The organism is Stenotrophomonas riyadhensis (genome assembly GCF_040256885.1).
GTDB classification, from domain to species: domain Bacteria; phylum Pseudomonadota; class Gammaproteobacteria; order Xanthomonadales; family Xanthomonadaceae; genus Stenotrophomonas; species Stenotrophomonas riyadhensis.
In genome coordinates, this window is sequence record NZ_CP155568.1 from 3,620,923 (window position 1) to 3,646,476 (window position 25,554).

General features: G+C 63.5%; 23 protein-coding genes. 11 read left to right on the forward strand and 12 right to left on the reverse strand.

The features are described 5' to 3' along the window. Nucleotides 1-34: 34 nt before the first annotated feature. The gene (locus SriyCCGPB3_RS16805) at nt 35-1,669 is read right to left on the reverse strand and encodes an NAD+ synthase (protein WP_350259519.1); all 1,635 of its coding nucleotides are present in this window, start codon (nt 1,667-1,669) and stop codon (nt 35-37) included. Nucleotides 1,670-2,014: 345 nt separating this feature from the next. On the opposite strand from SriyCCGPB3_RS16805, the gene SriyCCGPB3_RS16810 reads away from it, so the two are divergent. The 6 genes from SriyCCGPB3_RS16810 (at nt 2,015) to SriyCCGPB3_RS16835 (ending at nt 7,347) form a co-directional block, all read left to right on the forward strand. Continuing rightward, nucleotides 2,015-2,200, forward strand: a complete 186-nt coding sequence (locus SriyCCGPB3_RS16810) for a hypothetical protein (protein ID WP_141097650.1) — start codon at nt 2,015-2,017, stop codon at nt 2,198-2,200. Between the two features lie 58 nt (nt 2,201-2,258). Continuing rightward, nucleotides 2,259-2,933 (forward strand): hypothetical protein, encoded by a 675-nt coding sequence (locus SriyCCGPB3_RS16815; RefSeq protein WP_141097651.1) that lies wholly within the window; start codon nt 2,259-2,261, stop codon nt 2,931-2,933. Continuing rightward, entirely contained in the window at nt 2,927-3,940 is a 1,014-nt protein-coding gene (locus tag SriyCCGPB3_RS16820) for a hypothetical protein (RefSeq protein WP_049447473.1), read from the forward strand. The genes SriyCCGPB3_RS16815 and SriyCCGPB3_RS16820 overlap by 7 nt, the downstream gene beginning before the upstream one ends. Continuing rightward, nucleotides 3,934-4,950: a TraB/GumN family protein gene (locus SriyCCGPB3_RS16825; protein WP_350259520.1), complete on the forward strand. Its 1,017-nt coding sequence runs from the start codon at nt 3,934-3,936 to the stop codon at nt 4,948-4,950. The genes SriyCCGPB3_RS16820 and SriyCCGPB3_RS16825 overlap by 7 nt, the downstream gene beginning before the upstream one ends. Nucleotides 4,951-5,268: 318 nt before the next feature. Next, nucleotides 5,269-5,538 (forward strand): hypothetical protein, encoded by a 270-nt coding sequence (locus SriyCCGPB3_RS16830; RefSeq protein ID WP_110713349.1) that lies wholly within the window; start codon nt 5,269-5,271, stop codon nt 5,536-5,538. A 51-nt stretch (nt 5,539-5,589) separates the two neighbouring features. Continuing rightward, nucleotides 5,590-7,347: an ABC transporter transmembrane domain-containing protein gene (locus SriyCCGPB3_RS16835; protein WP_350259521.1), complete on the forward strand. Its 1,758-nt coding sequence runs from the start codon at nt 5,590-5,592 to the stop codon at nt 7,345-7,347. A 117-nt stretch (nt 7,348-7,464) separates the two neighbouring features. On the opposite strand, the gene sucD is transcribed toward SriyCCGPB3_RS16835, so the two are convergent. Further along, on the reverse strand, nt 7,465-8,340 hold the full coding sequence (sucD, locus tag SriyCCGPB3_RS16840) for a succinate--CoA ligase subunit alpha (protein WP_005410793.1): 876 nt from the start codon (nt 8,338-8,340) through the stop codon (nt 7,465-7,467). Nucleotides 8,341-8,360: 20 nt separating this feature from the next. Then, nucleotides 8,361-9,530 carry an ADP-forming succinate--CoA ligase subunit beta gene (sucC, locus tag SriyCCGPB3_RS16845; protein WP_004154430.1) on the reverse strand — a complete coding sequence of 390 codons (1,170 nt, stop codon included), beginning with the start codon at nt 9,528-9,530 and terminating at the stop codon, nt 8,361-8,363. A 405-nt stretch (nt 9,531-9,935) separates the two neighbouring features. Between sucC and SriyCCGPB3_RS16850 the strand changes: the two genes are divergently transcribed. Then, nucleotides 9,936-11,549 (forward strand): sensor histidine kinase, encoded by a 1,614-nt coding sequence (locus tag SriyCCGPB3_RS16850; RefSeq protein WP_164162034.1) that lies wholly within the window; start codon nt 9,936-9,938, stop codon nt 11,547-11,549. Between the two features lie 60 nt (nt 11,550-11,609). Continuing rightward, nucleotides 11,610-12,983: a sigma-54-dependent transcriptional regulator gene (locus SriyCCGPB3_RS16855; RefSeq protein WP_110713353.1), complete on the forward strand. Its 1,374-nt coding sequence runs from the start codon at nt 11,610-11,612 to the stop codon at nt 12,981-12,983. A gap of 128 nt (nt 12,984-13,111) precedes the next feature. Here SriyCCGPB3_RS16855 and pilB read toward each other — a convergent pair whose 3' ends face one another. The 3 genes from pilB to SriyCCGPB3_RS16870 all read right to left on the reverse strand — a co-directional run bounded on the left by pilB (nt 13,112) and on the right by SriyCCGPB3_RS16870 (nt 16,040). Next, nucleotides 13,112-14,842: a type IV-A pilus assembly ATPase PilB gene (pilB, locus tag SriyCCGPB3_RS16860; protein ID WP_153855680.1), complete on the reverse strand. Its 1,731-nt coding sequence runs from the start codon at nt 14,840-14,842 to the stop codon at nt 13,112-13,114. A gap of 215 nt (nt 14,843-15,057) precedes the next feature. Next, nucleotides 15,058-15,465, reverse strand: coding sequence for a pilin (locus SriyCCGPB3_RS16865; RefSeq protein ID WP_180854230.1), 408 nt, complete (start codon nt 15,463-15,465; stop codon nt 15,058-15,060). A 125-nt stretch (nt 15,466-15,590) separates the two neighbouring features. Further along, complete coding sequence (locus SriyCCGPB3_RS16870; protein WP_153855678.1) at nt 15,591-16,040, reverse strand: pilin; 450 nt, start codon at nt 16,038-16,040, stop codon at nt 15,591-15,593. A gap of 354 nt (nt 16,041-16,394) precedes the next feature. Between SriyCCGPB3_RS16870 and SriyCCGPB3_RS16875 the strand changes: the two genes are divergently transcribed. From SriyCCGPB3_RS16875 to coaE, 3 genes are read left to right on the forward strand one after another with little or no spacing between them, the layout of a single operon-like run. Next, the gene (locus SriyCCGPB3_RS16875; RefSeq protein WP_180854231.1) at nt 16,395-17,654 is read left to right on the forward strand and encodes a type II secretion system F family protein; all 1,260 of its coding nucleotides are present in this window, start codon (nt 16,395-16,397) and stop codon (nt 17,652-17,654) included. Nucleotides 17,655-17,662: 8 nt separating this feature from the next. Next, complete coding sequence (locus tag SriyCCGPB3_RS16880; protein ID WP_010481503.1) at nt 17,663-18,526, forward strand: prepilin peptidase; 864 nt, start codon at nt 17,663-17,665, stop codon at nt 18,524-18,526. Between the two features lie 11 nt (nt 18,527-18,537). Beyond that, complete coding sequence (gene coaE / locus SriyCCGPB3_RS16885; protein WP_350259522.1) at nt 18,538-19,149, forward strand: dephospho-CoA kinase; 612 nt, start codon at nt 18,538-18,540, stop codon at nt 19,147-19,149. A 129-nt stretch (nt 19,150-19,278) separates the two neighbouring features. On the opposite strand, the gene SriyCCGPB3_RS16890 is transcribed toward coaE, so the two are convergent. The 6 genes from SriyCCGPB3_RS16890 to SriyCCGPB3_RS16915 all read right to left on the reverse strand — a co-directional run bounded on the left by SriyCCGPB3_RS16890 (nt 19,279) and on the right by SriyCCGPB3_RS16915 (nt 25,527). Next, nucleotides 19,279-19,665: a hypothetical protein gene (locus SriyCCGPB3_RS16890; protein WP_350259523.1), complete on the reverse strand. Its 387-nt coding sequence runs from the start codon at nt 19,663-19,665 to the stop codon at nt 19,279-19,281. A gap of 424 nt (nt 19,666-20,089) precedes the next feature. After that, entirely contained in the window at nt 20,090-22,072 is a 1,983-nt protein-coding gene (locus tag SriyCCGPB3_RS16895) for a T6SS phospholipase effector Tle1-like catalytic domain-containing protein (RefSeq protein WP_350259524.1), read from the reverse strand. 179 nt (nt 22,073-22,251) lie between these two features. Continuing rightward, the gene (locus SriyCCGPB3_RS16900) at nt 22,252-22,848 is read right to left on the reverse strand and encodes a DUF3304 domain-containing protein (RefSeq protein WP_350259525.1); all 597 of its coding nucleotides are present in this window, start codon (nt 22,846-22,848) and stop codon (nt 22,252-22,254) included. A gap of 27 nt (nt 22,849-22,875) precedes the next feature. Continuing rightward, nucleotides 22,876-23,976 carry a phospholipase effector Tle1 domain-containing protein gene (locus tag SriyCCGPB3_RS16905; RefSeq protein ID WP_350259526.1) on the reverse strand — a complete coding sequence of 367 codons (1,101 nt, stop codon included), beginning with the start codon at nt 23,974-23,976 and terminating at the stop codon, nt 22,876-22,878. Nucleotides 23,977-24,017: 41 nt separating this feature from the next. Next, nucleotides 24,018-24,626, reverse strand: coding sequence for a DUF3304 domain-containing protein (locus SriyCCGPB3_RS16910; protein WP_180860819.1), 609 nt, complete (start codon nt 24,624-24,626; stop codon nt 24,018-24,020). Nucleotides 24,627-24,816: 190 nt separating this feature from the next. After that, on the reverse strand, nt 24,817-25,527 hold the full coding sequence (locus SriyCCGPB3_RS16915; RefSeq protein ID WP_350259527.1) for a DUF4123 domain-containing protein: 711 nt from the start codon (nt 25,525-25,527) through the stop codon (nt 24,817-24,819). Nucleotides 25,528-25,554: the final 27 nt, after the last annotated feature.

The window sequence follows — 25,554 nt, forward strand, 5'->3', positions numbered from 1 at the left end:
GGCCAGCGGCCGGCACTACCCGCCAACCGCTGCTTCAGCCCTTGTAGCCGTTGCTGATCGGGTAACGACGTTCGCGGCCGAAGGCGCGGCGCGAGACCTTCGGCCCCGGCGCGGCCTGGTGCCGCTTCCACTCGCTGATGCGCACCAGGCGCAGCACGCGGTCGACCACGGCCGCATCGTAGCCGGCGGCCACGATCTCCGTGCGCGACTGCTCCTGGTCAATGTAGCGGTACAGGATGCCGTCCAGCACGTCGTAGGCCGGCAGCGAATCCTGGTCCAGCTGGTTCTCGCGCAGCTCGGCCGACGGCGGGCGGCTGATCACGGCCGGCGGGATCACCGGCGCGCCGCCCACGGTGTTGCGCCACTTGGAAAGACCGAACACTTCCGTCTTGTACAGGTCCTTCAGTGGCGCGTAGCCACCGCACATGTCGCCGTAGATGGTGGCGTAGCCGACCGCGTACTCGCTCTTGTTGCCGGTGGTCAGCAGCAGGCCACCGAACTTGTTGGCCAGCGCCATCAGGATCACGCCACGGCTGCGCGACTGCAGGTTCTCTTCGGTCACGTCCGGGGTCGTGCCCTCGAACATCGGCGCCAGCGATTCCATCAGGCCCTTGAACGCCGGTTCGATCGAGACTGCCTCCAGCTTCACGCCCAGTGCCTGGCACTGCTCGGCGGCCAGGTCGTTGGAAAGGCCTGCGGTGTAGCGCGAGGGCAGGCGCACCGCGGTGACGTTCTCGGCGCCCATCGCATCCACTGCCATGGCCAGCACGATCGCCGAGTCGATGCCGCCGGACAGACCCAGCCACACCTTCTTGAAGCCGTTCTTGCGGCAGTAGTCCTGGATGCCACGGGTCACCGCGCGCCAGGCCAGCGCGTCCATGCTCTCGTCGCCGTCGTCCATCCACACGTGCGGCATGAAGCGGCGGGTTTCACCCTCGTACTCCACCACCAGCCACTGGTCGACGAAGGCGGCGGCGGCCGGGTGCACCGTGCCGTCACCATCGGCCACTACCGAGGCGCCGTCGAACACCAGCGCGTCCTGGCCACCGACCACGTTGAGGTAGGCAATCGCCGCGCCGCTTTCGCGGGTGCGCGCCGCCAGCACGGCATCGCGCTGGGCGTGCTTGCCACGCTCGTACGGCGAAGCATTGGGCACCACCACCAGCTGCGCACCGGCGCGCATGGTGTCGGCCAGCGGTTCGGCGAACCACAGGTCCTCGCAGATCAGCAGGCCCACCGGAATGCCGTTGACCTCGAACACGCAGCTGCCGCCATCCGGATCGACATCGAAGTAGCGGCGCTCATCGAACACCGCGTAGTTGGGCAGCTCGCGCTTGCGGTAGGTCTGTTCGACCAGGCCGTCACGCAGCACGCTGGCGGCGTTGTAGACCACCGCGCCAGCCGCCTGCGGCCAGCCGACCACGGCGGTGATGCCACGGCAGGCAGCAGCGATACGGCCCATCGCCTGCTCGCATTCGTACAGGAAGCCGGGACGCAGCAGCAGGTCCTCCGGCGGATAACCGCTCACCGCCAGCTCGGGGAACATCACCAGCTCGGCGCCATACTCGTCGCGCGCCTGGCCGATCATCTCGATGATGCGCTCGGTGTTGCCGGCGACATCGCCGACCGGGAAATCGAACTGCGCCATCGCGATGCGGATCGAAGCCATGGGAATCCAGCCTGTGGTTGCAATTGCACCATTCTAGGCCTTTGGACACGGACCGGTCAGGCCCGATGCATGCGATCGGTCCGCCCCGCGTCGCGCAGACCTGGACCACGTTTCCCTGCCGGCCAGGCACTGCCATCGCCTCCTCGAATGTCCGTCCTGGGGCTATTGATTTTCGCCTTCATCAGTAGCACTCTCCCATTCACGAAAAATTCAGGGTGATCACCTTCGACGGCTCAGATCACCGCGCAAGCTGGTTCAAAAAGGAATTTGGACGTTGTGTCCAGATTGGCCGGCCAATTCGGTCCGGCTATTGATCGCTGTATCCAATTGGAATGGAGAATCAGGATGAGTTCTATGGCATTGGATGTCGCAGGCTTTGAAGCTGGGATGCTGCAGAGGGCCGAAGACGCAACGTCGATTGGCACCGCATTTGAAGTGGTGAGGAATGGTGCGGTAGCACTGTTCTGCTCGGACTGTTGCGGCAGCAACGGCAATGACTGCGTGCCGGAAATCGACCCGGGCATCAACTGACGCAGATCGAGGGCGAAGGCGGTTGCCTTCGCCCTCTTCATTATCGAGAGCACATTCCATGGATGGATTCAACGCACCGGAGGAGTTCGAGCGGAGCCTCCATGCCTATGCAGGCAGTGACCACGCTGGCACCAACGCGCTTGCGCTGGTCCTGCCATCCACGCGTGCAGTCTTGACCAGAAGCAGACAGCTCGCAGATGCAGGGCGCCTACGCGTTGTGTGTAACGAGAACAGCCCTGGGTTGAGCGCAAGCGGCATGGTTCGGCTGGCGCAGTCCGGCCAGCGACCAGCACTCGTCATTTTCTCGGACCAGCTTGTCTCAGCACACGAAGCAACCCTGCTGATTCGGACCTCGCGCGAGGACATCTACGTCTCGCCGCTCGAAATGATCCTCAATCAGCGCTACGGCTATGCACTGTCGTTCTGGGGCATACAGGGCTATTCCACGATCGAGGCCCATTCGGCCGACAGCAGCGCGATCCTGCACGGGATCATCGACCATCTTCACCAGTGCAGCAGCCTGGGGGATCAATGGTTGCTGCGCGAACAACAGTCACTGCGCAGGCCGGCGATCAGGACATACAACGCGCGCAGAAAGATCAGGATGTTCCGATCCGCACTGCTGGCACAGTACCAACCCGACAGTATCGATGCCGAACTCGACGCCTTGATGGAAGCGATCGATACGCTTGAAGGCGATGTCGTTGATCGACAGGGAAGGCTTGCATGCTGATTCCGCAATTGTTGACTCAACTTGCCCGTCCCTTGCGCCGCCTTGATCGGCGGATTGCCTGGATCGAGTCGATCATCAAGACCCCTCTGACCGACGACGACGAGCACTACCTGCGTGTTGCCTGCGCCGAATCGGGAAACACGAGATTTGGCGAATACTACTACTGGTACCTGCAGAAGCTGTTCGTTGCCAACGTTCTGCGGCGTGGGAACCGGACCGAGTTCCTGTCCCTGCTCAGTCGCGCCGACCGAACGGACTACAGCGCATTCGATGAACTGGCACGTACGCCACGCGGGCTTCTGATCGCAGTGCCGCACCATGCCCACTACATTCTGTCGATCATCATGCTGGCGGAGCGTTTACGGCACGAGCGGAAAACCTTCCTGTTCTATGGAAACCCGGAAACCCATCCAGGCAACGAAATCTTCGACAGGCTCAACGGCTGGTTCTGGAACGAGGACAACGGTGTTGGTTTCGTCCATGACACCCGCAAAGGCCTGGCAACAGCCATCCGTGAACTGAGGGCAGGCGCAGCCGTCTTCATCCTGCCGGACGTTTTCAAGGACGAGAACGCCACGTACCCCATCAGCTTCTGCAAGCGCTCGATGAGCATCATGCTCGGCACCGCCGCATTGTCCCGCAGAACCGATGCGCTGATCGTCCCGATGATCTCCACCCCCGTCGCGTCGGGCCTGGGCTTCAGGAGCGTTTTCGCACCGCCGTGCGCTGAGCCGGCACCTGCAGCACAGGGCCAGTCCGAACGCAGGCTGCTTGCAGACGACTACCGCGTCATGCGCGGGCTCTTCGCCTTCTATGAACACCACATGCAGCACCAGCTGATCTACTGGCAGAACGTACGGCAACACATCGCCCAGAACGGCCCTCATCTTGAGGTGCCGAGGTCCGATGTGGCGCGCGTGGCCGGGCTGCTGGCCCGCGACCCCGACATGCTCGCCCCTACCGCAGTAATTGACCTGAGAAGAGACGCAACGGCACCCACATGCTGAAACAGAAATCACGTCTTGTGCTCCTCATTGCATTGGCGCTTTTCGCGGCGGGCATCAACTGTGCCGCCGCAGCAGATGCCACCGAGTCCCCATTGCGCACCCTTGATACCGTCGTGGTGTCCGGGGTTGCACCGGGTCCCGGACTCTGGAGAGTCTCGCGTGGCGAGCACACACTCTGGATCCTGGGCACGCTCAAGCCGGTGCCATCCTCGATCACATGGGATTCGGCAGCGGTGCGAGAGGTGATTGCCGAGGCTCAGGCCGTGCTGTGGGAGCCATCCTTCACCGTAGACGTCGACACCGGCTGGCTCGGCAAGCTGTCGCTTGGCTACAGCTACATGAAGGCACAGAACAATCCTGGCAATGCGCAACTCAAAGACATCCTGGCACCGGATGTATACGCGCGCTGGCAGAATCTGCGCGACACGTACCTCGCTGGCCGCAGCAACCTCGAAGGCAAGCGCCCGCTTGCTGCGGCGGACGAGCTGATGTCGGCGGTGATGGCCCAGCGTGGCCTGAGCAGCAAGGGGGTGGTCGCTCCCGTCATCGTCGCCGAAGTGAAGGCGCGCGGCATCGGACTGCACACACCTCGATATACGCTCAAGCTCTCGCGCCAGAACGCCGCGCAGATGCTCAAGGCAGTCAGGTCAACGTCGATCGACGACAGCGCCTGCCTGGTGGCAACCATGGATCTTGTCGAATCCGGCATGGATCGCCTGGTAACCAACGCAAATGCATGGTCTACGGGCGAGACCGCCCGGATCGACGTATCCCTGACCTCGAAACGGGATGAACTATGCACGGACTCGCTCAGCAACGCGCCCGCAGCCCGTGCTTTTGGCATGCCCGACATCCGCACGGTCGTAAGGGAGAAATGGCTTGCGGCCGCAGACAAGGCACTGCAGACCAACACGACGACGCTCGCGGTGCTTCCCATCGCCGACCTGTCCGGCAACGACGGATACATCGATGCGCTGCGCCAGCGCGGATACGAGGTCGAGTCACCTTGAACGCCCTCCCGCAGTGACCGACCGATGTCGCCTCGAGTGGATCGACTATCGGCGCTTTTCCTGGCATCGGCAGCACAACTGGCCTTGCTGATCCTGCTGTGCCAGCTCGCCGGCAAGTCACCTGTAAACGCCGGGGATGATGAAACGAGGGTATCGCTCGTGTTCATCGAGCGCCCTCTCGCGCGGGCGCCCGTTCCCGCTGCCATGCCCCGGGCATTGGGAGGGCCCGGCAGGACTGCTGGCCCGGCGCTGCCAGTTGCATCTGCGGCGCCCCGCAGGCCCACGCTGGACGTGGTCGATGAAGCACCTGGACCTGCGATGGCTGTTGCCCCCGCACCGCTCGACCTTGCCATTCGTCCAGATGATATCTCGTTCAAGCGCCCCTCCCTGACAAGACCGGCCCAGGCCGCCTTTCCGGCGCGCGAGCCCACATTGCAGGTGAGCGTCGAAGACAACTCATGGATGGGAAGGTATGCACGCATGGGGCGGAGGATGGCGTGCGCAGAACTGCGGCAGGCGCTTGCATCAAACCCCGGCAGTGCCGAGGCCATCATCAGGACGATGGAGCAGCGCAAGTGCATGAACTAGCTATCGCCATGGTGCTTGCTCCAGCAACTGGAACTGACAGGAGCGCCGGGTGTGAATAAAGCCCTCGAGAAAGCCATGCCGGTGGCACGTACCCTCCGGCTGCTGGCGAGTCTTTCGCGCAACCACCTGCCACTCCTGGCGGGTGCACTGACCAGCATCGTGGTTGCAACCACGTTCGCCCTTGCCGTTCCCATCGCCGCAAGGGGCAACCGCGGCCTGGACCTGAACAGCCTGGAGAAGATCGACAACATCTTCCTGACACTTGCCTTGATCTCAGTGGCGATTGGCGTGGCCACCGCAATGCGGGTCTACTTCATCAATCGCCTCGCTGACGAAGTCACCAATGACCTGCGGGGGCAGCTGTTCTCACGATTGCTCGTCCAGCCGCTGGAATTCCATCAGCAGCAGCCATCAACGGAACTGCTTTCACGATTGACCTCGGATATCGAGCACCTGCGGATAGCCATCGGGGTCAGCTTCTCTGTGGCAATACGCAGCGGAATCATGCTGGCCGGTGCGGTCACCATGTTGTTCATTACCGACCCTGGCCTGGCGCTGCTGACGATCGCCGCCATCCCGTTTGCATCGGTTCCCATCGCCGTGGGCTCCAAGCACCTGCGGGCCAGCGCGCGCGACTACAATGATCTGCTTGCGCAATCGCGCGTCGTTGCGGCGGAAGCGCTGGGCCATATCAGGGCGGTGAAGGATTTCGCCCGCGAACCCTTCGAGACAGAGCGCCATGCGGTGACGCTCGATGCCAGCGTCAGCGGAGCTCGTCGGCGCACGACCTGGCAGTCTGTGCTGACGGCATTGTCATTGATCGTCATGCTGCTGGGCATCACCGCTGTGTTATGGACAGGCACCCACAAGGTCATGGACCGGACGCTCTCGGCGGGCCAGCTGGGACAGTTCGCCATGTATGCCGTGATGTGCGGCATGGCCGCCGCCGCGCTTCTGGACACATGGGGCGCGCTGCAGCGCTCCGCCGGAGCGACTGATCGCATCACCGCATTTGGTGACCTGCCACACCATGAGGCGCAGGAAACCAGGCTGGTGCAGGCTCTGCAGGGATGCATCCGATTCGAGAATGTCGATTTCTGGTATGCCGCTGCGCCCGACAGGCCCGTCCTGCGACGCTTGAACCTGGACATTGCGAAGGGGGAAAAGGTCGCCATCGTGGGCGCATCCGGCGCGGGCAAGAGTACGCTGCTGTCGCTGCTTCTGCGCCTGCATCCCGTGCGGGCGGGCGCCATCTTCATCGACGGCCACGATATCTCCACGTTCCAGCCTGCAAGCATCCGCAACGCAATCGGCACGATCTCGCAGGCGCCGGCGATTTTCGGCCGATCCGTGCTTGAGAACATCCGATACGGCAAGCTCGATGCTACCGACGAGGATGTCAGGAACGCAGCAGTGTCTTCAGGCGCAGATGCCTTCATCAATGAATTGCCCGCTGGCTACGATGAGCCCTTGGGCGAACGCGGAGCCCGATTGTCAGGCGGCCAGCAGCAACGGGTAGCCATTGCGCGCGCACTGTTGAAGCGGGCCGATATCCTGCTGCTCGACGAGCCGACATCGGCGCTCGATTCACACGCCGAACAGGCGGTACATGACCATGTTTTCGGAACGGGCACGGGGCCGACCACGCTCATCGTCGCACACCGGTTGCAGACCATTCTTGCCGCCGATCGAATCGTACTCATCGATGAAGGTGCGGTCGCCGCCACCGGGTCGCACGAAGAACTGCTGATCCGCAGCGCTCGATACCGCGACCTGATCAGGCCGCAGATGCAGGCCATGGTCGAATAATGGCCACCATAGCGTGCCACCCGCAGAACAGGAAAGGCCGCCCGGAGGCGGCCTTTCTGTTTCAAGCAGCCGGCCAGCGGCCGGCTCTACAGAATCGTCTGCCGGAGGCAGTCGATCTTATTTCACCAGCTTGGCGATGGCAGCGCCCAGGTCGCCCGGCGAGCGGACGGTGACAACACCGGCAGCTTCCATCGCGGCGAACTTGCCTTCAGCAGTGCCCTTGCCGCCCGAGGCGATCGCACCGGCGTGGCCCATGCGCTTGCCGGCCGGAGCCGACGCACCGGCGATGAAACCGACGACCGGCTTCTTCACGTGGTTCTTGATGTACTCGGCGCCGGCTTCTTCAGCGTCGCCGCCGATTTCGCCAACCATGATGATGCCTTCGGTCTGCGGGTCTTCGTTGAACAGCTTCAGGCAGTCGACGAAGTTCAGGCCGTTGATCGGGTCACCACCGATGCCGATGCAGGTGGACTGGCCCAGGCCGACTTCAGTGGTCTGCTTGACCGCTTCATAGGTCAGGGTGCCCGAACGCGACACGATGCCGATCTTGCCCGGCTGGTGGATGTGGCCCGGCATGATGCCGATCTTGCACTCACCCGGGGTGATGACGCCCGGGCAGTTCGGCCCGATCAGCACGGTGTCCGGATGCGAGCGGGTCAGCACGTTCTTGACGCGCAGCATGTCCAGCACCGGGATGCCTTCGGTGATGCAGACGATGACCTTGATGCCGGCAGCAGCGGCTTCCAGGATCGCGTCGGCCGCGTACGGCGGCGGCACGTAGATGACCGAAGCGTTGGCGCCGGTGCTCTGCACGGCGTCGGCAACGGTGTTGAAGACCGGCAGGTCGATATGGGTGGTGCCACCCTTGCCCGGGGTCACGCCGCCAACAACCTGGGTGCCGTACTCGATCATCTGAGTGGCGTGGAAGGTGCCCTGCTGGCCGGTGAAGCCCTGCACGATCACCTTGGTGTTCTTGTTAATCAAAACAGACATGGGAATTCCTTGGTGTCGGATCAGGCAGCGTTCTTGACAGCTTCAACGATCTTCTTGGCGCCATCGTTGATGTTGTCAGCCGGGATGATGGCCATGCCACTGTCGCGCAGCAGCTGCTTGCCTTCTTCCACGTTGGTGCCTTCCAGGCGCACCACGACCGGAACCTTGACGCCCACTTCCTTCACGGCGGCGATGATGCCTTCGGCAATCATGTCGCAGCGGACGATGCCGCCGAAGATGTTGACGAAGATGCCTTCAACCTTGTCCGAGGACAGGATCAGCTTGAACGCTTCGATGACGCGCTGCTTGTTGGCGCCGCCGCCCACGTCCAGGAAGTTCGCCGGCTCGCCGCCGTTGAGCTTGATGACGTCCATGGTGGCCATGGCCAGGCCGGCGCCGTTCACCATGCAGCCGATGTTGCCGTCCATGGTGACGTAGTTGATGTCCAGCTCCGAAGCGATCACTTCGGTCGGATCTTCCTGGGTCTTGTCGCGCATGGCGACCAGGGCCTTCTGGCGGAACGCGGCGTTGTCGTCGCTGTCGAACTTGCCGTCCAGCGCGTACAGGTTGCCGTCGTCCAGGATGGCCAGCGGGTTGATTTCAACCAGCGCCAGGTCCTTTTCGTTGAACAGGCGGTACAGGTTCACCATGATGCTGGCGAACTGGCCGGCCTGCTTGGCGGTCAGGCCCAGCTTGAAGCCGAAATCACGGCCGTGGTAACCCTGCACGCCTTCGACGAAGTCGACGTTCAGCGAGTGGATCAGCTCCGGGGTTTCAGCCGCGACCTGCTCGATCTCCACGCCGCCTTCCGAAGAGGCGATGTAGGTGATGGTCTTGGTGCCACGGTCGACCAGCACCGACAGGTACAGTTCCTTGACGATCTCGCCGGCGGTGGTCACCAGCACCAGATTGACCGGCAGTTCAACGCCAGCGGTCTGGTAGGTGGCCATCTTGGTGCCGAGCATCTTGGCCGCGGCGGCCTTCACGTCGTCGGTGGTCTTGCAGAACTTGACGCCGCCAGCCTTGCCGCGGCCGCCAGCGTGGATCTGCGCCTTGACCATCCAGGGGCCCTGGCCCAGGGAGTTGGCAGCGGCAACAGCTTCGTCCGGGGTCGCAGCGACCTTGCCGGCCGGGACCGGGATGCCGTACTCGGCAAGCAGTTGTTTTGACTGGTATTCGTGGAAATTCATGCGTCACCGTGGGAATAGGAACGACCGCACGCAATTCCTCAGGGCCCCGGCGGGGCGCCGGCATGGACCGCGGCGGGCCCACTATTGTGGCCGAGCCGGCGCCGGGGCGCAAAGAAGTCTGTACAAAACGCCACACCCGGCCAGATTTCCACCGTCATTCAGGCAGTTGCGCCGGGGCCGCCGTTGCCCACCGGTATCCACGGCGGGCCAAATGCGCGATCCAGGGCGCTCCGGCGGCACCTGCGCGGGGGCCCTATACTGGTCAACCAGGGTGTGTAGAGTCGGGGGTGCTCGACGGCTTCCACCGCAGGCCACATCGAAGCGACATGCCCGCCCGGCCTCAGGGGACGCCAGGCAGGCCTGTCGCAGATTCCAGACCCAGGCAGCCAGAAGGGGAGTTCCGGCGTGTCACCCAGTGCTTCATTGATCGACCGCATCGAATCGATCCCGCGGCGTGAGCTGTACTTCTTCGCGCTGTACCGGGTGCTGATCGCCTCGGTCATCGCCGCCCTGCTCTACAGCCCCTTGTCGGCCATGGTCGGCGAAGCCCACCACCCACGACTGGCCGATGTGGTTGCGGTCATCTATCTGGCCTTGTCGCTGCTGGCCCTGGTGATCGGCCGCAACGAACGCTGGCTGCGCCCGATCGTGGTCACCGGGGTGATGGTGGACATCGTCGCCGCCACCCTGCTGTCACACGCGCTGCCCGGTGCCAGTGCCGGCATCTCGATGTCGCTGCTGTTCAACATCGCCGCCGCCGCCACCCTGCTGCCGCTCAGCCTGGGCCTGGGCCTGGCGTTGGCCGCCAGCCTCGCCACGGGTGTCGAGTACACCTGGAAGCTGCTGGAAGGCGGCGACCCCACCCGTACCCTGGCCGAGCTGGCCATGTTTGCCACCAGCTACCTGGCACTGGCCTTCATCAGCTACCAGGTGGGCAGCCGCGCCCGCCGCAACCAGCAGCTGGCCAACCAGCGCGGCGACGAAGTGGCCAACCTGTTCCAGATCAACGAACTGATCATCCGGCGCATGCGTACCGGCGTGCTGGTGGTGGACGCCGACAACCGCATCACCCTGGCCAACGAAGCCGCGTCGATGCTGCTCGGCGACAACGACGGCATCGGTGAGACGGGACGCCTGGACCTGGCCAGCGCCGCGCCGGAACTGGCGCGCCGCCTGCAGCGCTGGCGCAACGGCTGGGCCCAGGACGAACTGCCGCTGCAGCTCAACCCCGACCAACCGGAAGTGCAGCCGCGCTTCGCCCGCCTGCTGGCCGGCAGCGAGCTCTCGCTGGTGTTCCTGGACGATTCCAGCGTGGTCTCACGCCGCGCCGAATCGCTCACCCTGTCGGCGATGGGCCGCTTCTCGGCCAGCCTCGCCCACGAGATCCGCAACCCGCTGGCGGCGATCAACTACGCCGTGCAGCTGCTCGAGGAAGGCACCGGTTTCAACGAGAGCGACCGCCGCCTGCTGCAGATCATCCGCCAGCAGTGCCAGCGCACCAACGGCATCGTCGAGAGCGTGCTGGGCCTGGCCCGTCGCGAACGCGCCACGCCCGAGAACGTGGACCTGGTCGCCTTCGTGCGCCGCTTCGTGCTGGAGTACAAACAGGGCCAGACGCTGGAGACCGACAGCATCGAACCGATCATCAGCGAGATCTCGGTGATGGCCCAGGTCGACACGAAACACCTCTACCAGGTGCTGACCGTCCTGGTGCACAACGCCCTGAAATACGGCCGCATCGGCCAGCAGCCGGCCCGCGTGCGCCTGCGCGTGGCGCAGCACGAACGCAGCGCAGTGATTGACGTGATGGATCGCGGCCCCGGTATTCCCGAGACCGTGGCGGCGCAGTTGTTCCGCCCGTTCTTCACCACCTCGGAGCACGGTACCGGGCTGGGCCTGTACATCGCCCGCGAGCTGTGCCGGGCCAACCAGGCCCGCCTCGACTACATCCCGGTGCCCGCCGGTGGCTCCTGCTTCCGCCTGGTGCTGCCCGGCCCGCACACGCTGCTGCCCACCTGATTCCGATTCTGTGCGTCAAACATTTGTCGCTTCCAGCCCCCTCGTTTATCTTTCACGCCCATGAACGAAACCCGCAGCGCCCTCGTCGTCGACGATGAACGCGACATCCGCGAACTGCTGGTACTGACCCTCGGCCGCATGGGGCTGCGCATCAGTACCGCCGCCAACCTGGCCGAAGCGCGCGAGCTGCTGGCCAGCAATCCGTACGACCTGTGCATCACCGACATGCGGCTGCCGGATGGCAACGGTATCGAGCTGGTCAGCGAGATCGCCCAGCACTACCCGCGCACGCCGGTGGCGATGATCACCGCGTTCGGCAGCATGGACCTGGCGGTGGAGGCGCTGAAAGCCGGCGCCTTCGACTTCGTCAGCAAGCCGGTGGACATCTCGGTGCTGCGCGGCCTGGTCAAGCACGCACTGGAACTCAACAACGCCGAACGCCCCGCGCCCGGCCCTGCTGCCGAACAAGGCGCACGCCTGCTGGGTGCTTCGCCGGCCATGGACGTGCTGCGCACCACCATCGGCAAGGTCGCGCGCAGCCAGGCACCGGTCTACATCCTCGGCGAATCGGGCGTGGGCAAGGAACTGGTGGCACGCACCATCCACGCCCAGGGCGCACGTGCGGCCGGCCCGTTCGTGCCGGTCAACTGCGGTGCCATTCCCGGCGAGCTGATGGAGAGCGAATTCTTCGGCCACCGCAAGGGCAGCTTCAGCGGTGCGCATGCCGACAAGCCCGGCCTGTTCCAGGCTGCGCACGGCGGCACCCTGTTCCTGGATGAAGTGGCCGAGCTGCCGCTGCAGATGCAGGTGAAGCTGCTGCGCGCGATCCAGGAAAAGTCGGTGCGCGCGGTCGGTGCGGCGAATGAGGAGCCGGTGGACGTGCGCATCCTCTCGGCCACCCACAAGGATCTGGCCGAGCTGGTCGAGGACGGGCGCTTCCGCCACGACCTGTACTACCGCATCAACGTGATTGAACTGAAGGTGCCGCCGCTGCGCGAGCGCCGCCAGGACCTGCCGGAACTGGCCGCCGCGGTATTGGCACGCCTGGCCCGCAGCCATGGCCGCGCCACCCCGCTGCTGGCACCCTCGGCACTGGAGGCGCTGGCGCAGTACGCCTTCCCCGGCAACGTGCGCGAACTGGAGAACATCCTGGAACGCGCGCTGGCCCTGGCCGAGGAAGACTGCATCGGCGCCGACGACCTGCGCCTGCCGCAGCACGCCCCGCGCGCGCCCGGCAGCGCAGCGCACGCCGAAGCGGTGGTGGACCTGCAACCTGGCAGCGCCGCCCTGCCCTCGTATATCGAGCAGCTGGAACGCAGTGCCATCCAGCGCGCATTGGAAGAGAACCGCTGGAACAAGACCCGCACCGCCGCGCAGCTGGGAATTACCTTCCGCGCGCTGCGCTACAAGCTGAAGAAGCTGGGGATGGAGTAAGGGCCGGGTCGGATCCCTTTCCAAAGGAAAGGGCTCTGACCCGACGCGGACCCACCAACCTGGTAGTGCCGGCCGCTGGCCGGCAACCCCATGCATCGCGCATCCACGCATGGCGTGGATCTACTACCTCAATCCTTGGTAACGCGATTGATCTCGGCCAGGCTGGTGATGCCCGCCGCCGCCTTCTTCAGCGCGGATTGGCGCAGATCATTCACCCCGATCTGCTGCGCTGCCTCGGCAATCTGCAGCGCATTACCGCCAGCCAGCACGATGGTGGCGATCTCATCGGTCATCGGCATCACCTGGTAAAGCCCGGTACGGCCCTTGTAGCCCTCAGTGCACTCATCGCAGCCCACCGCCTCGTACAACTGCACGCCTGCATCCAACTGCGCCTGGGTGAAGCCCTCGGCCAGCAACGCGTGCGCGGGAAGATCGGAAGGCTTCTTGCAGTTGCCGCACAGCCGGCGCGCCAGGCGCTGGGCGATCACCAGCGTCACCGAGCTGGTGATGTTGTAGGGCGCAATACCCATGTTCATCAGTCGCGCGATGGTCTGCGGCGCATCGTTGGTATGCAGGGTGGACAGCACCATGTGGCCGGTCTGCGCCGCCTTGATCGCAATCTCGGCCGTCTCCAGGTCGCGGATTTCGCCGACCATGATGATGTCCGGATCCTGTCGCAGGAACGAGCGCAGCGCCGCCGCGAAGGTCATGCCGCGCTTGTTGTTCTGCTGCACCTGGTTGACGCCGGGCAGGCGGATTTCCACCGGGTCTTCGGCGGTGGAGATGTTGCGCGTCTCATCGTTGAGGATGCCCAGCGCGGTATACAGCGACACCGTCTTGCCCGAACCGGTCGGGCCGGTCACCAGCACCATGCCGTAGGGCTTGTGGATGGCTTCCAGGAACAGCTTCTGCTGGTCCGGCTCGTAACCCAGCTTGTCGATGCCCAGCTTGGCCGCGCTGCCATCGAGGATACGCAGCACCACCTTCTCGCCGAACAGGGTCGGCAGCGTGCTGACGCGGAAGTCGATCTGCTTGGACTTGGACAGGTTCAACTTGATGCGACCGTCCTGCGGCACGCGCTTCTCGGCGATATCCAGCTGCGCCATCACCTTCAGGCGCGCGGCAATGCGCTGGTTCAATTTCACCGGCGCGCGCGCCACCATCTTCAGCAGGCCGTCGATGCGCAGGCGCACCCGGTAATCGTCTTCGTAGGGTTCGAAGTGGATGTCCGAAGCGCCCTTGCGGATCGCATCCACCAGCACCTTGTTGACGAACTTCACCACCGGGGTGTCGTCACCCTTGGCGTCGATGCCGGAGTCGCCACCGGCCCCCAGGTCCTCGTCGCCAGCCGCGACTTCCAGGTTTCCCATGCCCTCGTCGTCGCCACCCAGGGCGTCACCGAGGGTGTCATGGCTGGCGTGCCACTGCTCCAACGTCCGGCGGATCTGGTCCTCATCGACGATGATCGGCTCCACCACCAGGTTGGTGTGGAACTTGATCTCATCCAGCGAGTGGGTCGGGTTGCTGGTGCCGACGAACAGCTTGCCGCCGCGCTTGAACAGCGGCAGCACATTGTGTTTCCGCAGCAGCTCCTCACTGACCAGGCTCATGGCGTTCTGGCTGGCGTCGAACGTGGATACGTCGAACAGCGGCATGCCGAACTCGACCGCGTTGGCAGCTGCCAGCTGGGCTGCCCCAACCACCTTGTTCTGCGCGAACCAGGTCGGCAGCGGCTGCCGGGCGGCGGCAGCCTTGGCCATGGCATCGCGGGCGGAAGCCTCGTCCAGCGCACCATCCTGGACCAGGCGACGGGCCAGGCCGGTGATGCCGACGAGATTGGCGGTGGTTACGGCGTTCATAGGGATCCTTGCTCGTGGTCTGACAGTGCTACGCACCTTCCAAGGGCGCAGCACAGGGCAGCAGAGCCCGTCGATGCCTGATGATCGACGACGATGCCAGTCCTTCAGCAATGCGGCCTATCGAAGATCATCTTCTCCAACAGGCACGGCCCCTACTCCCGCGAACATGATAGCGCTGCCAGATCAGTGGGAGTGTGACTGAGCCAACAACTGACTCAGCCTCGGCATTCGGCAGGAACACGCTGTTGCTCACCGGCCCTGATCGAGCAACTCCAACTGATTGCGGAATCGCCTCCCAACGTTGGAGTCAACAGTAGCTCGATCGCACCCGCCCGTTCGGTCGTGGTGACCTTGAGCACTCCATTTCCCTCGCACTCAATCGCCTCGACATTGGTCGTCTTTCCACCGATACCCGCCATGTTGTCACAGGCCGAAGAAGTCAGCTTGGCTTGCGCCGCAACGTTCTCGGCAACCAGCGACTTGTATGACCCGACCCCGACCAAGGCCTCGGCGACACGGGCACGGATGGTGTAGTCCTGATACGCAGGAATCGCCAATGCAGTCAGAATCGAGATGATGGCAACCACCACCATCAGCTCAATCAATGTAAACCCCTTGTTCATTCCTCTCCCCCTTGAGGATGCCCGCTTGCTTTCCCCATGCAAGCAGAAAAAAAAAGGGCCCCTCACCAGCGGCAAAGGACCCTCTTCCACTGTGCGAGCAATTCAGCTCACACAGTAGTCATTCGTCACGAACCCTTACGGCATTCCGACGGAACGTACTTGTTGTTGGCAGCGTTGGCGACTTCGCACTTCCAGGTGATCACGTCACCCGGAACACTGCCCGCAGCGAGGGCAGCACCACCGCTCATCGGGGTCAGGGTGAAGCTCACAGCCTTGGCGTTGTCCTGCATGCCAACAGTGATGACGCCGGTTTCCTTGGTGACCGCGATCGTCTTCACATTCTTGGTGTCAGCCTTCGTGACGTCGAATGCATAGCCCTGGCCCAGGTCGGCAGCGCCGTTGCTGGCATTTTCGGCGACGATGGTCTTGGCGGCCGAAGCGAGGGTCAGGCCTTCCGAGACGCGGGCGCGCACGGTGTAGTCCTGGTAAGCCGGCAGCGCAATGGCGGCCAGGATGGCGATGATCGCGACAACGATCATCAGTTCGATAAGGGTGAAGCCCTTCTGGTTCTTCATTTGGTACATCCCCAAGATAAGTGGTGGTTGATGTCAGCGGACAGGATCGGTCCGACCATTGGCCGGTTGAGCGGGACCTGCCCCTGCGGGTGGATCAACGCAGGTTGCGTGCCAACCCCGGCACGCCTCCCCCTGGATTTCCCCGCGCCCATGATGGCAGCAATTTCGCGGATGGGAACCCCCCGCATGCGAATCTGCGATGGACGCGGCAATGTGACGCAGTACGTCACCTTTGGTCGCCCCCTGCCACGAATTCGCACACTGAGCCGCCCGCCAACTGCCCAGATGGCCCTGAACCCGCTACCATCAACAGCTAGTTGCCCGCCTGGGGATGGCGGGCCTTGGGGAGCCAACATGTCTGTCAGTCGCAGTGCGATCAAGAAAGAGCCGGTGGCGCGCGCCACCATGGACTTGCAGCCGTTTGTCTGGGAGGGGACCGACAAGCGGGGCGTGAAGATGAAGGGCGAGCAGCTGGCAAAGAACGCCAACCTGCTGCGCGCCGAGCTGCGCCGTCAGGGGATCAATCCCGGCCAGGTCAAGTCCAAGCCCAAGCCGCTGTTCGGTGCGGCGGGGAAGCCGATCAAGCCCAAGGACATTGCCTTCTTCAGCCGCCAGATGGCGACCATGATGAAGTCAGGCGTGCCGATTGTTTCAGCACTGGAGATCATCGGCAGCGGGCACAAGAACCCCCGCATGAAGAAGATGGTTGAGAGCGTCCGCGCGGATATCGAGGGCGGCTCTTCGCTGCATGAGGCCATCAGCAAGCATCCTGTGCAGTTCGACGAGCTCTACCGGAATCTGGTGCGTGCCGGCGAGGGCGCCGGCGTACTGGAAACCGTACTGGACACGGTCGCTACCTACAAAGAGAACATGGAAGCCCTCAAGGGCAAGATCAAAAAAGCCCTGTTCTATCCGGCGATGGTCGTCGTGGTGGCCTTTGTCGTATCTGCAATCCTGCTGATGTTCGTCGTCCCGCAGTTCGAGGAGGTCTTCCAGAGCTTCGGCGCGGAACTCCCCGCGTTCACTCAGATGATCGTGGCAGCATCCCGCCTCATGCTGTCCTGGTGGTGGCTGCTTCTGATCATCCTTGTAGGTGGCAGCGTCGGACTCCTGATGGCTTACAAGCGCTCACCCTCGATGCAGCACTCGTTTGATCGCCTGATCCTGAAGGTCCCGGTGATCGGCCAGCTGATGCACAACAGTTCGATCGCCCGTTTCGCCCGTACCACCGCCGTGACCTTCAAGGCCGGCGTACCGCTGGTGGAGGCGCTGGGCATCGTGGCCGGCGCCACTGGCAACAAGGTCTATGAGGAATCCGTGCTGCGCATGCGCGACGATGTCTCGGTCGGCTATCCGGTCAACATGGCCATGAAGCAGACCAACCTGTTCCCGCACATGGTCATCCAGATGACCGGCATCGGCGAGGAGGCCGGCGCCCTGGATGCCATGCTGTTCAAGGTAGCCGAGTATTATGAGCAGGAAGTCAACAATACTGTGGATGCTCTGAGCAGCCTGCTGGAACCGATGATCATGGTATTCATTGGCACCATCGTAGGCGGCATTGTCATCGGCATGTACCTGCCCATCTTCAAACTCGGCGCCGTCGTCGGCTAAAGGTATCAATGGCATTTCTCGACCAGCATCCCGGCCTCGGCTACCCCGCCGCGGCCGCCCTGGGACTGCTGCTGGGCAGTTTCCTGAACGTCGTCATCCTGCGCCTGCCCAAGCGGCTGGAGTGGCAGTGGAAGCGCGATGCGCGCGAGGTCCTGGAGGAACCGGACTTCTATGAACCGCCCCCACCGGGGATCGTGGTCGAGCCGTCGCACTGCCCGCACTGCAAGCACAAGCTGAGCTGGTACGAGAACATCCCGCTGTTCAGCTGGATCATCCAGGGCGGCAAGTGCCGCCACTGCAAGGCGCCGATCTCGCTGCAGTACCCGCTGGTGGAGGCCCTGACCTCGGTGCTGGTGCTGGCCTGCGTCTGGCAGTTCGGCTTCGGCTGGCAGGGCTTCGGCGCCATCGTGCTGACCTGCTTCCTGATCGCCCTGTCCGGCATCGACCTGCGCACCCAGCTGCTGCCCGACCAATTGACCCTGCCGCTGATGTGGCTGGGGCTGATAGGCAGCATCGACAACCTGTACATGCCGGCCAAGCCCGCCCTGGTGGGCGCGGCGGTGGGTTACCTGTCGCTGTGGACGGTCTGGTGGCTGTTCAAGCAGCTGACCGGCAAGGAAGGCATGGGCCACGGCGACTTCAAGCTGCTGGCGGCACTCGGCGCCTGGTGTGGCCTGAAGGGCATCCTGCCGATCATCCTGCTGTCCTCGGTACTGGGCGCCATCATCGGTTCGATCTGGCTGTACAGCCGGGGCCGTGACCGCGCCACGCCCATCCCGTTTGGGCCGTACCTGGCCGTTGCCGGCTGGCTGTACTTCATGTGGGGTGCGCCACTGGTGGAGCAGTATCTGGTGATGAGCGGGCTGCGCTGAGGGGAGTCCCCATGAGCCGCTATGTGGTTGGCCTGACCGGTGGCATCGCCTCGGGCAAAAGTGAGGTGACCCGGCGCTTCGAGGCGCTGGGCATCGTGGTGGCCGATGCCGACCTGGCTGCCCGCGCCGTGGTGGCCGCCGGCAGCCCGGCGCTGGCCCGCATTGCCGAGCGCTTCGGCGCCGACATGCTGCTGGCCGATGGCAGCCTGGACCGGGCCCGCCTGCGCGCCCACGTGTTCGCCGACCCGGCGGAGCGGACGGCATTGGAAGCCATCACCCACCCGGCCATCCGCCTGCTGATGCAACAGCAGTGTGAGCAGGCCACCAGCGCCTATGCGATTGCCGCCATTCCGCTGCTGACCGAGGTCGGTGGGCGAAAGGCCTACCCTTGGCTGGACCGGGTGCTGCTGGTGGATGCGCCCGAGGCCGTGCGGCATGCACGGCTGATGCAACGCGACGGCATCGACGCCGCGCTGGCCGACCGGATGATTGCTGCGCAGGCCAGCCGGGCGCAGCGGCTGGCACTGGCGGATGACGTGGTGGTCAATGATGGGCAGCCGGAAGACCTGCAGGCGCAGGTGGAACAGCTGCATGCGCGGTATCTGGGGTTGGCTGCGGGCTGAGGCCGGGTTGCCGGCCAGCGGCCGGCACTACCAAAGCGTATCCACGCGTGGCCGGGATCTGGGGATCTGCTGTAGAGCCGAGCCCATGCTCGGCTGCGATCACAGATGGCATTCCGCATATGTACGGACCTACCCCACCTGTTGACGCGCGTGGCGAACCAGCTCGCGGGCGCCCAGCAGCAGACCATCGACCACATCCGGGCTGAGCTGCTGGTGGGCGCCGCCCTGTTCACGCGCGGCGGCGGCAGCGTGCAGTACCTGGACCAGCACGTCCAGACCCGCCAGAGTACGGTCGAGCCCGGCCCGGGCTGCGGCCTGCGCCGGGCTGAGACCCTCTACCTCCAGCCGCTGACCATCGGCACCGTCGCGGCCATCCATGCGGGCCAGCAGGGTGGGCAGCAGATCTTCGGGATCATCGAGCAGGGTTTCGAGCCGCTCGGCCGCTTCGGCGGGCAGCCGGTTGACGGCGTCGCCAATCAGGGCGGAAAGATGGGGAAACACGGGGCGTGCGGACATGAGGTTCCTCGCAGACGGCGAACCACCCGCAAAGGCGAGGTGGCGGACGGTGCGGGTTGGCGTACCGGACAACTCCCGACAGGTGGAAACTCCGGCGGATTCCCAGGAATCCCCACGCACCGTCCGCCGCAGGCGAGCCACGGTGCATTGTCCTCGATGCGCAACACAACATCGGAGACTTCCTGTCGAAGAGTTGATTTCAGGACGCCAATCCCGGCCAGGGCACCCGCCCCGGCTCAGCCATCAGGCCACCCGAAGAAAGTCAGTTCTGTAGGGGAAATCCCAAGCGGCGCGCGGGCGTGCCGATTCGTGCGGCACAGCACGGCCATGCCGCGGCACGCATCACGCAGGTGTCGCTATGGGCCGCGATGCTGGGCCGTCATGGCGGTCAACTACGCGCCGGTTACGACAATCCGCGCGATGGCTATGCGGCAGCATCCTTTACGCCCAGCCCCCTGCGCGCCGACGCCTCCGCAATCGCCACACCGGGTGGATTGAGATAGCAGGTGCGCCAGCGCAGATAGCCCCACTGCCAGTAATACTCGCGGCCAGTCAGCTGCAGTACTTCCTCATAATTCTCCGGATGCTCGCGCCAGGCTGTCAGCTCCTCCAGTTCCTGCACCGACATCGCCAGCGGCACCCGTGGCTGGAACAGCTGCCCGGCTCGTTGCATGCGCTCCCGCTCCTGCCGGTGGGCCTGCTCGATCGCATCCAACTCCTGCATCCGCTGCCGGTAGGAATCGCGTTCGCGCTGCTGCACATGCAGCCACTCGTCATCGTCCAACCCGAACGGCTTGAACCAAGCCCGCGAGTCGTGCACATAGCCATCCAGAAACGTTGCCACAGCCAGCGGTGGTGCCTGCTGCGATTCCCAGATCTGCTCGATATGCCCATCCAGCCACTGCTGTTCCTTCTGGCCACGCAGCTTTGCCTGCACGAAATCAAACGCCGGAATGCTGTTGTACGGGGGCGGCGTAGCCATGCCGTGGTGCGAGGTGACAACGGTGCTGCGCACTCGCCGCGTAGCGTTGTTGTAGCGCATGCCCCATACCTCCTGGGCCAGCTCGGTGTTGCCACCACGCAGGTCCGCGCGGTCCTGCGCCGACGCACCCTGGAAACCCGGCAGCGCGGCGAAGTCGTCCAGATGCTGGCGCCGCCACAACAGATACTGGCGGTAGTGCGCATACATCAGCGCCGCCGTGCGATTGGCTCTGGATGCGGGATTCACAGCCGGCAGGAACGGCGCCATCGCCTGCAGATAAGCGTTGTAGTGCTGGCGCAGGGTGGCGGAGATCTGGAACTGGCGCTGCAGCTCCACGCGCGCCTCTGCGATAGGCAGCAGCGGCACACCTGCCGCCAGAGCGTGCTTGTACATGTCGCACAACGGAATCTGGGAGAGCTTGTCAGCGTCATGCGGCGAACGTCCCTGCTCACCCGGTGCGTAACCGCCACCCACATCCGAATGCACCCCGGGGTAGATGATCTGCTCACAGTTCGCGCCGTCCACCAGGTCCACCGGGAACGAACCACGCACCTCATGTGCGGCCACCATATGCACGCAGCGGCGCACATCGGCGGGAATACGCAGGTCTTCGGCTTCCGCCCAGCCGCCGTGACCATCGAATACCGACTCAAAGAAGCTCTGCGCAGCACCGACCGACGCCACCGTATCGAACAGCCCCATGAAATCGATCTGCACCGGAATGCCACACAGCCGCAGCGGTCCGGGACCGGGGTCACAGGCGTCGCCGAGCCAGTTACAGAATACGCGCGCCTCGGTGGCGCCGCGCGAGAAGCCAAACACCGAAATGCGGATGCGGTCCACCCGGGGATTCTGCTTCTGGAATGGAGCCACCTTCTTTTCCAGAAAGGCGCGCCGTTCCTGCAACACCGCACGGCGCGCCGTGTGATCGGCGCGCGCGAGATGGGTGCCACGCACCCGCTGCAACGCGCCGACCATATTCCAGAAGCCGCCGCTGAGCGAGTTGCGCAGGTCGAGCTCTTTCTCGCCCTGGTTGACAGCCAGATAGTTGGAAAGCGGCATTCGTGCTGCCTGCGCCAGACGCTCCACGTCCTGAAGGCTCAGGCGGAGATCGGCACTCATCTTGCGCGCGACAGGGACCGTGGAATCGAAGCCCATTGCTTTGGTGACGGTGGTACCCGCGAAATGATCGAAAAGGTGATCCTGAACCTGCATCAGCATCCAATTCACCCGCCCCTCGCCTCCCCAACCCGCTGCCGCGCCGGCGCGCGCGTGCCAGCCAGTGCCGGTGTCGCCAATCTCATTCAGCGCCTCGGTTCCTACGCCTTGGATGTAGCTTGAGAACTTTTGTCTGCGTCGCCCCTCACTCCGCAATCGGTCTGCATCATAGACATCGAAAAGCCGTGATACGTTGCTCTCACTCATATCCCCACGCTTTTTGGACACCAGCCTGTGGTTACGTGTCCCGTCAAAGAAGCAGCCTATTGAAAGATCCACACCACAGTCGGATCCGGATTCCGACAATGACGCTGCATATCGCCCCGCTTCATTGGAACTGAGCTGCGTTGGTTGCTCTGACGTCGGAGTAGATACTCTTACCCTCACTATTCCGCCTCCTTGCCCGATGTTGCTTCCAGAAATTTCTTAATCTTTGCTAGATCACCGTTTCCATCACCGAAGTCAATGTCGTAAGCGAAGCCCGGATATCCTGGGGAGTAGGGAGTGGCCACGACCCGCACTTGATCACCCGGAAAGTAGAAGAAATAGATGAACCCATCAAGAAACGGCTCATAGGGCGCAACAAGAACGTCCTTCTCAACATAGCTTTTGGGATCCTTGATAAACATGCTGCTGGTGCGGTAGGCCACTGCCACTTTGAGCCCCGGATGCCAAAGACGAGGGAGCATCACGCAGCAAGTGCGTCCGTTACTGCTGGCGTACGGTTGCATGCCGCCCCCCCATACGTCATTAATGAAGACTTTTCCAAGGCCTTCGTCGGAATAGTTGACGATGCCAATCTTCAAATGCATCTCCGGCGGAGCGTCGGTAATGTCGCGACCAGTATCAGGCTCAATTATGCGTGGCTTCGGGGGAGCTGCCGGTGGTGGACCGACCCTGAAATCCATGATCTTTAGTACTAGGCCTGCCAAAGCAAACAGCGCCAGCCCGATCAGAACGATGCTTACGAACACCTTCTTCACCACGACCATTCGGTGGACACTATTCATTCAAACGCACCCTCGCCTGCGACGCATGTTGGGGTAGATGATCTGCTCACAGTTCGCGCCATCCACCAGGTCCACCGGGAACGAGCCACGCACCTCATGCGCAGCCACCATATCCACACAGCGACGCACATCGGCGGGAATGCGCAGGTCTTCGGCTGTTGCCCAGCCGCCATGGTCATCGAACAGCGACTCAAAGAAGCTCTGCGCGGCGCCTACCGAAGCGACCGTATCGAACAGACCCATGAAATCGATCTTTACCGGAATGCCATATAGGCACAACGACCCAGGGCCGGGGTCGCAGGCATCACCGAGCGAGTTGCAGAACGCGCTCGTCTCAGTGGCGCCGCGCGAGAAGCCGAATACCGAGATGCGGATGCGGTCCACCCGGGGATTCTGCTTCTGGAATGGAGCCACCTTCTTTCCCAGAAAGGCGCGCCGTTCCTGCAACACCGCACGGCGCGCCACGTGATCGGCCCGCGCGAGATGGGTGCCACGCACCCGCTGCAACGCGCCGACCATATTCCAGAAGCCGCCGCTGAGCGAGTTGCGCAGGTCGAGCTCTTTCTCACCCTGGTTGACAGCCAGATAGTTGGAAAGCGGCATCCGCGCCGCCTGCGCCAGGCGCTCCACGTCCTGCAGGCTCAGGCGGAGATCGGCGCTCATTTTCCGCGCGACAGGGGCAGTGGAATCGAAGCCCATCGCGGTGGTGACGGTTGTCTCTGCGAAATGGGTCAAGAGGTGGTCCTGGACCTTCAGCAGCATCCAATTCACCCGACCCTCGCCGCCCCAGCCGGCTGCCGCGCCGGCACGGGCATGCCAGCCGGTGCCGGTATCGCCAATTTCCTTTAGCGCCTCGGTTCCCACACCTTGGATGTAGCTCGCAAAGCGAGCTGCACGCCCACCGGGACTTGAACCCTGATCGCGGTCATAGACATCAAAGAGTCGTGCGATGTTTGATTCCGTCTTATCTTGCCGACGATGAGAGTCCAACTTGTGGTTTCGCGTTCCATCGAAAAAGCAGCCAAGAAAGACATCGGTACCACAATCTGAGGATGACCCGGAGCTCGCTCCAGCATTGCGAGCTGCTTCGCGATCATTCAACCTGGTCAAATGCTCAGAAGCTGGAGAAGATACCGCCACCCTCATTCGTCCACCTCATTGGGCAAAGTCTGCAACAGGAACTGCGTGACTCTCTCTTCGTCGCGCTCACGGCTAGCGAACTCTATGTCGTATTGGAATTTCGGATAACCAGGAAAATACGGCGTCGCGACCACTCGCACCTGGTCATCCGGGAAGTACATGAAATAGATGAACCCATCAAGAAACGGCTTATAGCGCGCAACGAGGACGTCTTTCTCAACATAGCTTTGAGGATCCTTGAGAAACATGCTGCTGGTACGGTAGGCCACCGTCACCTTCAACCCCGGATGCCAGAGGCGTGGCAACGTCACACAGCAGGTGGCAGCATTACCACTCGATCGCGGCTCCATCCCCCCCGCCCAAGCATCGTTGATGTAGACCCTACCCAACCCATCATCCGAGTAGTTCGCCACACCAATCATCAGATGCATCTCTGGCGGCGCATCGGTAATGTCGTGGCCGGACGCGTAGTCAATGATGCGCGGCTTCGGGGGAGCTGGCGGTGGTGGACCAATCCTGAAGTCCATGACCTTCAGCACCAAGCCAGTCAAGGCAAACAGCGCCAGCCCGATCAGAGCAGTCCTGACAAACACCTTCTTCAGCAGAGCCATTCGCTCGACACCGTTCATTCAAACGCACCCTCGAATGCGGGACATTCTGGGGTAGATGGTCTGCTCACAGTTCGCGCCATCCACCAAGTCCACCGGGAACGAGCCACGCACCTCATGCGCAGCCACCATATGCACGCAGCGGCGTACATCCGCAGGAATACGCAGGTCTTCGGCTGCCACCCGGCTCTCTTCATGGCATCTCATCATCACCATGGCGGGCGCTCCAGCAGGCAACAGCCTTGATCGTCATCCGATGTGCCAGCGCAAGATGATCGATGCCTCGGCGTGCCAGACGTCCCAGCACGTGTTCCGCACAGCGATGCACCTGCGAGGGCTGCATGTCCTCCGGCCGCAGCACGGGTCGTTGCAGAATGAAGCGCGTGATGGCATCGGCCTGGCTTCCGCTCCGTAATGCGGTTTCCTGAGCCGCAGTGAACGTCAGTGGTCTTGCGTCGGCATCGAACTGCGTCCCGCCCTTGCCGGTCACGCACATCCAATCTCCGATGCGGGTAGGCAGGTGCCAGTCGTGCAGACCAGCCAGCACGCGTATCCGCTGTGCTTCGTCCAACGCATCCAGCAGGCGGGAGGCGGTGCGCCCATCGGCCCAGCGCAACAGCCACGGCTGGCCGGTGCTGGAACAGCCCTCCCAGATCCGCCGTAGATGCGCGGCCAATGCGTTCGGGTTGGCGGTGCTGCGCAGCACCGACAGCATCGGCGCGCCGCGGCTCAGGTCCAGCAGCGCCTGCCAAAACCGTTCGCGTGCTCCGGCTTCGTCCGGCAGGGCAACCAGGCACGGCGACAATCGGTCCAATCCATTGCCGGCATAGCGATGCGTGAACAGCGGCTCCATTTCTGCGGTCAGCGCGCTCAGCTGCGTCCAGGCGTCCGGCGCGAATGCCATGTCCAGCAGCGCACAGGCGGGCCGCGC